The following is an 11,505-nucleotide window of genomic DNA, read 5'->3' as shown; positions in this document are numbered from 1 at the left end:
GTCGCGGGGGCTCTCGCCTTCGGCGGGGCGGATCGGGTCGCCGTAGCGGACCGCGACCGTGGGGCGGCCGGGGACCGGCCAGCTGCGGCCGCGGGGCATGGCGGCGAACGAGCCCTTGATGCCGACCGGGATCACCGGGACGTTGTGCTCGACGGCCAGGTAGGCCGCGCCCAGGCGGAAGCGCTGTAGCCAGCCGTCGGGGGAACGGGTGCCTTCGGGGAAGACGACGACGTTCCAGCCGTCGGCGAGCAGGTCGCCGGGGGTTGCGCTGAGCTTGCCGCCGCGGCGCTCGATCGGGAACGTGTTGAAGACGATCGCCGAACCGGCCGCTCGCCACCACGTGTCGAAGAAGTAGTCGGCGGCCGCCGCCATCGCCGTACGGCGACGCATCGAGTCCGGCAGCGACAGCAGCAACAGCGGCGTGTCCAGGTGTGACGAGTGGTTCGCCACGATCAGCGCCGGACCGTCGAGCTTGCGCAGCGAGTCGAGCCCGCTGACCTCCGGCTTGACGTTGACGTTGAGGACCGCGTTCAGAGGACCCTTCTGGAGGACGTCGCGGATCGCGATCGCGGCCGGCGTCCGGGCCCAGCGGGTCGGGAAGACCGAGGTCTCCTTCGGTACGACGTACGCCTCGGCCGACCGCGGTACCTGCGGCCGCCGGCCCCAGCGCCAGCCGCGCGCGACGACCTTCACGTCCCGCACGGTGTCGCGGCTGAACTTGACCAGACTGTTCCCCATCAGCGCACGTCCGCGATCAGGTGCGGCGGGTTGTGCAGGTACGTGATCGACGGCGACCGGCCGACCGAGTGGCTGACCATCTCGAGCGCGTCCTGCAGCGTCGAGGCGGACCGGAAGCCCATCCGCTCCACGGTCTTGCGGTTCGCGCCGACCCAGACGATGTCGCCGCAGTGGTCCAGCGCGTGGCTGATCCAGTACCACATGTAGAACGGGTGCACGCCGTGGTACGCGTACGACGTCCGGTACAGGTGGATGTACCACGGGTCCTCGGCGTACTGCTTCTCGAACTTCGCCTCGATGGTGGCCGGGTCGGTCGACTCCGACAGCACCTCCTCGAAGAAGTCGACGTACGACGGGTGGTGCAGCTGGCTGAACTCGTACGGCACCGGGTGGTAGAGGATCAGCGCGCCGTCCTTGCGGACGATCGGGTTCCCCCGGTAGGCGTTGAAGTGGTAGCCCATCCCCATCACCGCGGCGAGGATCGGGTTCATCACCGAGTTCACGTTGTAGGGGCTCAGGTACGGCACGCCGATGACGCCGACGTCGGCCTGGCCCTGCACCTCGACCATGTGCTGGCGGTGCACCATCTCGATCGTCTTCTCGTGCACCGGCTCGATCTTGCCGGCGTTGATCCCGGTCAGTCCGTACGGCGACCGGACGTCGGTGTAGATCTTGTGCCGCAGCTTGTTCGGGGCAGCGGCGAGCCCACGCTTGGCCGCGAGCATCGAGGCCTGGTCCTTCAGCGACCATTCCCACTCGCGCTTCTGCAGGAACCCGAGGCCGCCGGAGAACAGGTCGTTGTTCAGCGTGGTCTCGATCTGGAAGACCTTGACGTGCTCGGTCAGCACCTCGCCCATCCGCCAGGCCGAGTGGTGCATCTTCGAGGCCTTGTGGTCCATGAAGGACCGCGAGTGGATCATCGTGTGGCTGTTGTGGTGGTGCTTCAGCGACTTGTACGACGCCAGCCCGATCGAGGTGGACTTGTGGCCACCGTCCATCGCCACCAGGTTCACGTTCACGTAGACCAGCAGGTCGGACTCGGCCGCCCGCTTGGAGATCTCGACGTCCTCGCCGTGCTTGGTGACGCCCAGGTGGGTCAGGTTGTCGCTGTCCTCGGCGTCGAAGTTGTACAGCTTGCCCTCGGGGAAGAACGACCGGAAGACCCGCTCACCGACGATGTCGCGCAACTCGTTCGGCGTCAGCCGCCGGTGCAGCGCGTTGGCCGAGATGATCTCGACGTCGTCGACCCCGGCCTGCGCGGCCAGCTCCAGCACCGCCTCGATGACGCGCTGCCGGATGTCCGGCTTCTTCATCGGGGGCAGCGGCAGCGAGATGTCGTCGAACGCGATCGTCAGCCGCATCCCCGCGTGCAGGAGCTCCGGCAGCGGCTCGGACTCGATCGGGTTCAGCAACGCGTTCTGGATCGCCTCCTCCACGTCGCGCACTGCCGGCAGTGCCTCCGGCGGGTAGACCACCCGGGTGCCGAGCGGGAAGCGCTCCAGCAGGAAACCCTCACCGTTGTGCACGATCAGCGGCGGAGTCCGGTCGTCCACCTCAAGCACGAATCCTGGCCGAGACATGTCAGAAACCCTCTCGTCGTACGTCCTGCGGAACTGTCACGGCCCTCACGAGGCCCTCACATCGAAAGCAACCTTGACCGTGCCGAGGCGGCCGGCCGAATGCGCGTGGTCGAGAGCCTCGCGCCAGCGGTACAGCGGGTACTTCGCCCCGACGACCCCGTCCAGCGGGGCCCGTCCGGCCAGCTCCAGCGCGGTCTCGAACGCCGGGCGCCCGTTCGGCTCCGACGTCGCGGAGGCGTAGGTGCCGGCGAGATCCAGCTCGCGGAACCACACCGGCGACAGGTCGACACCGGTCGACGGCATCCCGGACAGGACCACCCGGCCACCGGCCTTGGTGACCCGGAGCACGGTGTCGATCGAGTCCTTGCTGCCGACCGCGTCGACGGCGATGTCGACGCCGCCGAGCAGAAACTCCTTGGCACCCAGGTCGGGCTTGAGCCGGAACGCGCCGGTCGACCGGCGGACGCCACGGAACACCTCGTCGGGCGCAACCACGTCGCTCGCACCGAAGGCCCGGGCCAGCTCACGCTGCTTCGGGTGCTTGGCAACCACGGTGATCCGGCCGGCCTGCGTCAGCTCGCGGATCGCGAGCGTGGCGAACAGGCCGACCGCTCCGGCGCCACTGATCAGAACCGATTGCCCAGGCTGGACATTGGCGCGGAAGGCAGCATGCACGGCACCGGCCAGCGGCTCCACGAGCACGGCTCGCTCATCGCTCAGGCCCTCCGGTACGGCGTACAACTGGCTGCGGTGAGCGACCATCAGGTTGCCCCAGCCACCGCCGGTGTCCTGGCAGAACCCAGTCTGCAGACCCGGCTTCAGGTGGCCAACCGTGATCCGGTCGCACCGGTTGGTGTTTCCGGCAGCGCAGCCCTCGCACAGCTCGACACCACGGGTGGCGCAGGTCAGGACGCTGTCCATGACTACGCGGGTGCCCTTCGGCAGGTCCTCGCAGTCGTCCAGCAGTTCGCCGACGATCTCGTGACCGGGGACGAACGGCAGCGACACGACGGCCGAGAAGTACATCTTGGTGGAGCCGGTCACCATGCCGAGGTCGGAACCACAGATCCCGGACAGGATCGGGCGGATCCGCGCCCAGCCCTCCCGGTCGGCCTTCGGCTCGTTGATGGTGACGAGGCGCAGCGGCGCCGCCGGACCGGTCAGCATGCCGGGGATCCGGCCGCCGACCGCCTTGGCCGCCAGGTACTTGGCCGGCGAGCGGTACATCTCGAGTGCGAGCATCATCAGGCGTTGACCCCCGGCAGTTCGAGCCGCGACGACGTCGACGGCGTCTTCCAGTCCACGATCTGCCAGCGCCCGGCCCGCGCGGCCCGGAACAGCGACACGTCCGGCGAGACCGCGACCGGGTTGCCCACGACCGACAGCATCGGCAGATCCGAGTGACTGTCGGCGTACGCGAAGGACTTCGACAGGTCGATGTCGCCCTTCCGCGCGCGGTGCTTGATCCACGCGGCCCGCGACTCACCGACCAGCGGCGGCCCGGACAGGTACCCGGTGCAGCGACCGCGGTCGTCGACGGCCAGCTCGGCCGCGACGATCTCGTCGAACAACGGCTCCAGCGGGCGGGTCAGCGGCCGCACGGCACCGGTGATCAGGATCGTCTTGTGCCCGGCCGCGCGGTGCTCACGAATCCGCCGTACGGCGGCGCCGCTCAACCGCTCGAGGACGTGCTCGGACAGCACCTCGTCGACGATCCGGTTGAGCTCCTCCAGGTCCGCACCGGCGTACCGGCGGTAGATCGCGCGCAGGAACGCCCCGCGGTCCTTGCGCTCGGCCGAGATCAGCTTCGGCAACCGGCGCAGCATCTGGCCGAACTCGGCGACCCGCTGCGGGCCGTCCAGCTCGGGCAGCCGCATCCACAGGTAGGTCTCGATCACGTTCGACGACAGCAGCGTGCCGTCCATGTCGAACGCCGCGATGATCTGCGCGTCGGCGTTCGGCTCGACCTTCTTCAGTACGCCGGCCGTCTCCGCGAGCCCCTTGTTGCGCTTCTTGCGGACGACGTCCAGGCGGCGCATCGACTCGGTGACGCTCGGGCAGTGCACCTTCTGCAGGTAGTGCTGCCAGTCGACGACGGTGATGTCACAGGCGAACTTCTCCCGGTCGTCACCCTCGAGCGAGTTGTGCAGCGCGAGCACGTTGTCGTCGACGAAGTTCATCTCGGCCTGCGCGTACTCGGCGTACAGGTCCATGTAGCGGCGGAGGAAGTCGATCCGGCGCTTCTGCACGTCCAGCTCACGGGCGTACTTGCGGGTGCGCTCACCGCGCGGGACGCGGGTGATGACCGCATCCGCGAGCTTGTGCGCGCGTTCGCCGTACCGCAGCATCGCCTCGACCGAGTCGCCGCCGGGGAACTTCCAGACCGGCAGCCGGACCGCGCCGCGCTCGCCGAGGTCGAACGGGTGGTCGGAGAAGTACGCGCGGATCCCGGCGTACATCTGCTCGAAGGTCAGCGGGTTCCGGGCGCCGGAACCGATCTGGTAATACTCCGGCTTGTTCAGCTCGGGCTCGGTCGCCATCACCGCGCAGATCGCGCCGACCACGTGGTCGACCGGGATGATCTCCAGCACCGAGTCCGGGCTGGCCGGGAACTCCGGCAGCTCGCCGCGGCCGTAGGCCAGGATCAGCGGCTCGGCCATCTTGAAGCCCTCGATCCAGCCCGGGTGCGGACTCTGCACCGCGGACTCGATGATGGCCGGCCGGACGATCGAGGTCGGGAAGATACTCGCGAACTCCTCGACGACCCGCTCGCCGAGCGCCTTGGTGAAGGTGTAGCAGTCGGTCCAGCCGAGGCTGCGGGCCCGCTCGGTGCCGGTCTCGACGAGCCGCTTCGCGACCCATTCGGTACGGCGGCGCTCGGTGTCGACGGCCGCCGTGAGGTGGCCGGCGCGGCGGTGCAGCTTCTCGGCCTCCTTGCGGAACTTGGCCAGCATCGGCGCGGACCGCGACTGCTCCTCGATCCGGGACTTCATCGCCATCCCGGCCTCGGCCTCGACCCGCCAGTCGGCGGTGTGGTCGACCGACGCCTCCGGGATCGCACCGCGGCGGCGGCCGGCCGTGTAGGCGGTGGAGATGTGCACGTAGTGGATCGAGCGGTCGGTGCCCTGACGGCTCTCGTTGATCCGCTCGAGCAGGCTCTTGGTCCCGAGCACGTTGGTCGTGAACGCCTCGTGGATCGGCGGGTCGAAGCTGACGTCACCGGCACAGTGCACGACGATGTCGAGATCGGTCGGCAGCGGCGGTACGTCGGACAGGTCGCCCTCGACCACCTCGATCCGGGCCGCGGTCAGCGCCTCGGCGTCGGCGTACGGGGTGCCCTCGCCGTAGAACGGCTTGAAGATGTCCTTCTTCAGCAGCTGCGCCATCCGGTGCGCACCGGTCATCGAGCCCTTCGGCCGGATGATCGCCACCACCGTCGTCCCGGGCAGGTCGCCGATCATCCGGTGCAGCAGGGCCTCACCGACGAAACCAGTGATCCCGGTGACGAGGACCTTCTTGTCCTGCAGCTTGTCGGCCAGACTCACTTGTCGCCTCCACGCGTGAGTTCGAGTGCCTCGGTCAGGGTGAACGCGCCGGCGTACAGGGCCTTGCCCACGATGACGCCCTCGACCCCGTCTTGGACCAGCGTGCTCAGCGCCACCAGGTCGTCCAGGCTCGAGACACCGCCGGAGGCGATGATCGGCTTGTCGGTGCGCGCGCACAGGTCGCGGTACAGGTCCAGGTTGGGCCCCTGGAGCATGCCGTCCTTCGTCACATCGGTGACCACGTAGCGCTCACAGCCCGCCGTCTCCAGCCGCTCGAGCACCTCGTACAGGTCACCGCCTTCCTTCGTCCAGCCGCGCGCCGCCAGCGTCCGGCCGCGCACGTCCAGCCCGATCGCCACCCGGTCGCCGTACTGCTGGATGATCCGGTCGCACCACTCCGGGTCCTCGAGCGCGGCCGTCCCGATGTTGACCCGCCGGGCACCAGTCGCGAGGGCGGCTGCCAGGGAGTCGTCATCGCGGATCCCGCCCGACAACTCGACCTGGACATCCAGCTTCCCGGTCACCTCGGCCAGCAGCTCACGGTTGCTCCCCCGGCCGAACGCAGCGTCCAGGTCGACCAGGTGGATCCACTCCGCCCCGGCCTCCTGCCACGCCAGCGCCGCCGCCAGTGGCTCGCCGTACGACGTCTCGCTACCAGCCTCACCCTGCACCAGCCGAACCGCCTGCCCGTCCGCCACATCGACGGCAGGCAGCAGCACCAGGTTCTCAGACATGGCCACACCCTAGAGGGCTCGGGTTGACGTTTTATAACCCAGTGCCCCGCTGAATCACTGTGAATCGAAGTGTCTCAGCAATACCAGTGCGGTGATTGGTCTGCTGTAAATCGGTACTCACAGCGAGTCCCCAGGCACCTTGCAGGGACCTTCCAAGGACGCGGGGCACTGTCGGTGACAACAGCACCGAGAGGATCGCCGGCACCTGGTGGGCCGCGCGGCGAGGGCGGGTCCAACGCTCGATCCGGAGCGGCCGCGGGCGGAACCGCCGGCACCATCACCGAGGTGTCCGACACGGGCTTCACGCTGACGACCGGCGCAGGACAGGCCGTCACCATCACCCGGTCCGGCTCGACGACGTACCTGAACGGAACGACCGAGGCCACCGCGGACGTCGTCGCCCAGGGCGCGAACGTGCTGGTGCTCGGCACTGCGAACGGGACTGCCATCACCGCTGCGCAGGTGATCGTCCAGCCTGCAGACACCGGCAGTACGGCGGCATCCACCGCGGCCGGCGTGGTTCCGTTCGAGCGCGGTGCGCCGAGTGCGGCCAAGCAGGTCGGGACGATCCCGGCGAACTACACCGAAGGATCCGGAACCATCGTCAGCGGGGATGCGGCGTACAAGGCGACCGAAGCCGCACTCGCCGCCTACCCGGGCGGCGTCGTGGATCGTGTTGTCCAGCTCAGCAGTGGCGAGTACGAGGTGCACTACGTCGGTGTGAACTGGCCGCACCACATCTTCGTCGACACGAACTTCAAGGTGGTGGGTGCCTCGTAAAACGTAGGCTCGTCGGCATGACCACGCTGGCGGAACTGGAGCACGACCCGCATCCCGCACTGGCCGCCGTCCGGCCGGTCGGATGGGTCGAGGCGCTCCAGGGCTGGGTGGTCAGCGGCCGAGCCCTGGCGATCGCCGTCCTGCGCGATCCCGAGACCTTCACGGTGGATGACCCACGCTTCTCCACAGCCCAGGTCGTCGGGCCTTCCATGCTCTCCCTGGACGGACCCGCCCACGCCACCCACCGCGCTCCCTTCGAGTCCCCGTTCGGCCTCGCCGAAACCCGCCGGCGCTTCACTCGGCCGGTCGAGCAGACCGTCGCCGAACTGATCGGCGTGCTGACAAATCCAACTGATCTGAGGACGAGTTTGGCGGGACCGCTTTCCGTGGCGGTGGTCGCTTACTCGCTCGGTCTCCCCCAGGCCTCGGCGGCTACGGTGCTTGACTGGTATACGGCGATCTCGGATTCCGTGACGGGGGTTGCTGCCGGCCGTGCGGTTACTGACGAGGGTGCGGCCGCGTTTGCCGAGCTGCACAAACATGTTGCCTCGGGCATCGACTCCGACGGGCTGCTGGGCACCGCGGCGCAGGGGCTGAGTATCGCCGAGGTGGTGGCGAACGCCGCCGTACTGATGTTCGGCGGGATCGAGACCACCGAGGGCATGATCACGAACGCCCTCTGGCACCTGCTGACGCACCCCGAGCAGCTCGCCCTCGTCCGCGCCGACCCCGCGCTGCTCCCCAACGCACTCGAGGAGTCCCTCCGCCTCGAACCAGCCGCCGCAGTCGTCGACCGCTATGCAACCCGAGACATCGAGCTGGCCGGCAACCACATCCGCCGCGGCGACCTCGTCGTGGTCTCACTCGCCGGAGCCGGCCGCGACCCCGAGGTCTTCCCGGATCCCGACACCTTCGACGTACGGCGATCCAACGCGCGCCGGCATCTCGCCTTCGCCAGCGGCCCACACATCTGCCTAGGCATGCACCTCACCCGACTCGAGACGCAGACCGCAGTTGCCGCCGTACTGGCCCTGCCTGGTTTGCGTCTCGAACCGGAGTCACCGGCACCTCGCGGACTCGTGTTCCGCAAGGTGCCGGCGCTCAACGTGACGTGGGAGGCGTGAAGCCTTCGGGCGTCAGTACGACGGTCGCCCCGGCATCGCTCGCCGCCTGAATCATCCGCAGCGCGGCCAGCGCCGGGTGGTCATCGAGCAGCTTGGCGGAGTTGGCCAGCGAACGCAGCGCCGCCGCCTCACCCCGTGCCCGCTCCAGCGCCGCCCGGCCACGCTGACGTTCCAGCGCGGTCTCGGCAAGCGCGGCCCGGAGCTCACCGATCAGTGCGAGGTCCCGGATCGAGGCGTCCTCGACCGTGATGCCGAGCCCGGCCACCTCGGCGCGGACCGGCTCCGGCAGCTCGGCGCTGATCGCGGACCGGGTGTCCGGCCGCAGCAGCTCCTCGAGTTCACGCCGACCGACCGCCTCACGCACTGCGAGCTGCAGTGCGACATGCAGCAGATCGAGCGGAGCCTCGGCGTACTCGACGAAGGCCCGCGGATCGCTGACCTGCCAGCGAACGACGGCGGTCACCCGAACCGTCACTCCGTCGGCGGTGAAGATCTCCTGCCCGGACACGGTCAGCTGACGCACCCGCAGATCGACACTCTCCCGGCGTACCCGCCAGATCTTGCGGACCGAATGCCGCCCCGGCTCGAGCATCGCCTCGAACACACCATCGCGATACACCAGCACCCGCTCGGACGCCTGCACCACTACCTTCGCCACTGCAACCCCTCCTGTGAATCCTTGCCCTGAAAGAGATCCGCCCCGGCACCCAACCCGGTACGGCGGCGGAGGTTCCGGCACTGTCCTAGCTGCCGGGCCTGCTGGCCGCGCTCCGGGAAAGCTTGGATGCCGGGGCGAATCGTTGATAGGGCTTGTCCGTGTGCAAGCGGATGCACCGCATCAGGACGACGCGCAGGACGGACTCCGGTACACCGGCATCCGCTGCAGACCTGACCGTGCTCGATCAGTGTGGCGGTACCTGGTGGCCGACGGCAACTGCAATTCGCTCAGCCCAGGAAGACGTCGTACCCGAGGCGCAGGATGAGGCCGGAGACCACCACCAGGAAGACGATCCGGACGAACTTGCTGCCGCGCGCGACCGCCGTACGGGCGCCTAGTAGACCGCCGACCATGTTGGCCGCGCCCATGATCAGACCGAGCTTCCAGAGCGGTGCGCCGTGGAGGGCGAAGATTCCGATCGCGCCGAGGTTCGTGGCGACGTTGGCGATCTTGGCCTTGGCGCTGGCCTGCAGGAAGTTGTAGCCGAGCAGACCGACGAGCGCGAAGATCAGGAACGACCCGGTCCCCGGCCCGACCGCGCCGTCGTAGAAACCGATCACGACACCGACCCCGCAGGCCGCGAGATAGTGCTCACGCCCGTCGAACCTCAACGCGGTCCGCGCCCCGAGTGAAGGCTTCATCGCCGTGTAGATCGCGACCGCGATCAGCAGCACCAGCACGATCGGCTTGAACCACGACATCGGGATCTGCGTTGCCACCAAGGCGCCGGCCGCCGACCCGAGCCCAGCCAGAATCGCCAGCGGAATCACCGTCCGCTTGTCCGGCCGCACCTTCACCCCGAACGTCACCGCACTCGTCGTCGTACCGAACAGCGACGAGATCTTGTTGGTGGACAGGATCTGCGCAGGCGAAGCGTTCGGCAGCCCAAGCAGCATCGCCGGCAACTGCACCAGCCCACCACCCCCGACCACAGCATCGATCCAGCCGGCGGAGAAGGCCGCAACGATGAGAAAGATCAGGGTCCAGGTAGAGATATCAGGCACACACCCCATGATCCGGTAAGGCCATTATCCCAAACAACCTTTACGTGACCCATCCCACCTGGGAGTCACCCTGAGCACCTACCAACCATCTGGCACCCGCCGGAACGGTCGAACCGTGCACAAGGTCGATCGGCCGGCGCACCTTGAGCACCCACCAACCACGATCCGGCCGTGCACATGGTTGAACCGTGCTCAACGTCGTACCGGCTCGTGTAGAGAGCCCTCAACTAACTGGCCTTGGGGCGAACTGGCCCGACTCGGTCCTGGCCCAGCAACTCGCCGACTATTCAGCGGTCTCCTAGAGTGCGCCCAACTGCTGCATCATGCCGAGGTCGTCGCGGACGGCCCAGTGCTCGGAGATCAGGCCGTCCTTGATCCGGAACATGTGCGCCATCTCGACCGACACCTCCCCCTCGGGTGTCGCGATGCCGCGGAACTCGGTCCCCTTCCAGGTCGCCGCGCGAACGCCGTACAGAACGACAAGGTCACCCTCGGCCACCAGGTGCTGCTCGACCCAGCGCTGGTTCGGCTGCATCCGCAGCGAGAACGCGATCACGTCCTTGACGCCCTGGATGCCCGATCGGGTGGGCGACGCGTGATTGACGAAGTCCGGCGCGCAGATCTCGTCGAACACCGTCGGATCCCCGGCGAGGCCTTCTTCGAGGAAGCGGCGTACCAGCGCTTTGTTCTGTTCGATGCCCATCCCGCCAGTGTGCGCTCGGGGTATTTCCCCGGCGTCTCACGAGTGCCACAGTCGGAGGATGGCGTCCTCGATTCTTCCTCCGGCAGGTGAAGCACTGGCGACCGGCTGGGAGGCCGGCCTCGATCCGGCCGACTCGATCGTGCGGCAGGCCGTGCTGGCTCATGCATCCTGGGCCACCGATGCGGCCCGGCGGATCGGCAAGCCCTGGTACGACGGCGCTACCTGGGCCGGCGGGATCCTCGGCGACCGGGGGCCGCTGACCAACTGGGTGGTCCCGAAGCAGCCCGTTGATCCGGCCTCGGTGATCGCGGCGGCGGCGCATGAACTACCGAGTGACGTCCCGTACCTCTTCGTCAGCGCCTGGCCCACCGGCGACCTCCGCCCCCACGGTCTGGCCCTGGCCGGCCACCCACCCCTGATGGTCCGCTTCCCTGGAACCGTCACCACGCCACCCACCACCGACCTGGACATCCGCCAGGTGACCGACGCCGAAGGACTGGCCGACGCCGAACGTGTCCTCATCGACGGCTATCCCTTCCCCGAACTCCAGCCCTTCGAACCCGGCGCCCTCTACGACCC

General features: G+C 68.4%; 11 protein-coding genes. 3 read left to right on the top strand and 8 right to left on the bottom strand.

The genetic code is table 11. The features are described from left to right. From E1261_RS37995 to priA, 5 genes are all read right to left on the bottom strand, one after another. Positions 1 to 738: lysophospholipid acyltransferase family protein (locus E1261_RS37995; RefSeq protein ID WP_132414589.1), on the bottom strand; the 738-nt coding region annotated here is incomplete at its 3' end. Next, a complete protein-coding gene (larAH, locus tag E1261_RS37990) occupies positions 738 to 2,318 on the bottom strand; it encodes an NPN-dependent hydroxyacid isomerase, LarAH14/15/16 family (protein ID WP_132414588.1) in 1,581 nt (526 codons plus the stop codon). The genes E1261_RS37995 and larAH, both read right to left, overlap by 1 nt. Before the next feature lie 45 nt (positions 2,319 to 2,363). Further along, positions 2,364 to 3,563 (bottom strand): zinc-dependent alcohol dehydrogenase, encoded by a 1,200-nt coding sequence (locus E1261_RS37985; RefSeq protein ID WP_132414587.1) that lies wholly within the window; start codon positions 3,561 to 3,563, stop codon positions 2,364 to 2,366. After that, positions 3,563 to 5,863: an HAD-IB family hydrolase gene (locus E1261_RS37980; RefSeq protein WP_132414586.1), complete on the bottom strand. Its 2,301-nt coding sequence runs from the start codon at positions 5,861 to 5,863 to the stop codon at positions 3,563 to 3,565. The genes E1261_RS37985 and E1261_RS37980 overlap by 1 nt, the downstream gene beginning before the upstream one ends. Continuing rightward, positions 5,860 to 6,597, bottom strand: coding sequence for a bifunctional 1-(5-phosphoribosyl)-5-((5-phosphoribosylamino)methylideneamino)imidazole-4-carboxamide isomerase/phosphoribosylanthranilate isomerase PriA (gene priA / locus E1261_RS37975; protein ID WP_132414585.1), 738 nt, complete (start codon positions 6,595 to 6,597; stop codon positions 5,860 to 5,862). The genes E1261_RS37980 and priA overlap by 4 nt, the downstream gene beginning before the upstream one ends. 285 nt (positions 6,598 to 6,882) lie before the next feature. Between priA and E1261_RS37970 the strand changes: the two genes are divergently transcribed. Both E1261_RS37970 and E1261_RS37965 read left to right on the top strand, forming a co-directional pair. Next, entirely contained in the window at positions 6,883 to 7,377 is a 495-nt protein-coding gene (locus tag E1261_RS37970) for a hypothetical protein (protein ID WP_132414584.1), read from the top strand. Positions 7,378 to 7,394: 17 nt separating this feature from the next. Next, positions 7,395 to 8,501, top strand: a complete 1,107-nt coding sequence (locus E1261_RS37965; RefSeq protein ID WP_132414583.1) for a cytochrome P450 — start codon at positions 7,395 to 7,397, stop codon at positions 8,499 to 8,501. Here the strand turns inward: E1261_RS37965 and E1261_RS37960 are convergent. The 3 genes from E1261_RS37960 to E1261_RS37950 form a co-directional block, all read right to left on the bottom strand. Then, on the bottom strand, positions 8,479 to 9,159 hold the full coding sequence (locus tag E1261_RS37960) for a slipin family protein (RefSeq protein WP_202875388.1): 681 nt from the start codon (positions 9,157 to 9,159) through the stop codon (positions 8,479 to 8,481). The two genes, E1261_RS37965 and E1261_RS37960, sit on opposite strands and share 23 nt — an antisense overlap. A gap of 287 nt (positions 9,160 to 9,446) precedes the next feature. After that, positions 9,447 to 10,223 (bottom strand): sulfite exporter TauE/SafE family protein, encoded by a 777-nt coding sequence (locus E1261_RS37955; RefSeq protein WP_238176684.1) that lies wholly within the window; start codon positions 10,221 to 10,223, stop codon positions 9,447 to 9,449. A gap of 298 nt (positions 10,224 to 10,521) precedes the next feature. Beyond that, entirely contained in the window at positions 10,522 to 10,926 is a 405-nt protein-coding gene (locus E1261_RS37950; protein WP_132414581.1) for an ester cyclase, read from the bottom strand. A 58-nt stretch (positions 10,927 to 10,984) separates the two neighbouring features. Between E1261_RS37950 and E1261_RS37945 the strand changes: the two genes are divergently transcribed. Then, positions 10,985 to 11,505, top strand: a 521-nt coding sequence (locus E1261_RS37945) for a hypothetical protein (RefSeq protein ID WP_202875387.1), incomplete at its 3' end; no start/stop codon positions are given.

Source organism: Kribbella albertanoniae, from assembly GCF_004348455.1.
GTDB lineage: Bacteria > Actinomycetota > Actinomycetes > Propionibacteriales > Kribbellaceae > Kribbella > Kribbella albertanoniae.
This window is presented reverse-complemented; position numbering and strand designations above follow the sequence as displayed.

Bases quoted from the DNA above. Each gene is read 5' to 3' on its own strand.
- larAH (WP_132414588.1), bottom strand. From the start codon at position 2,318: ATGTCTCGGCCAGGATTCGTGCTTGAGGTGGACGACCGGACTCCGCCG.
- E1261_RS37985 (WP_132414587.1), bottom strand. From the start codon at position 3,563: ATGATGCTCGCACTCGAGATGTACCGCTCGCCGGCCAAGTACCTGGCG.
- priA (WP_132414585.1), bottom strand. From the start codon at position 6,597: ATGTCTGAGAACCTGGTGCTGCTGCCTGCCGTCGATGTGGCGGACGGG.
- E1261_RS37965 (WP_132414583.1), top strand. From the start codon at position 7,395: ATGACCACGCTGGCGGAACTGGAGCACGACCCGCATCCCGCACTGGCC.
- E1261_RS37950 (WP_132414581.1), bottom strand. From the start codon at position 10,926: ATGGGCATCGAACAGAACAAAGCGCTGGTACGCCGCTTCCTCGAAGAA.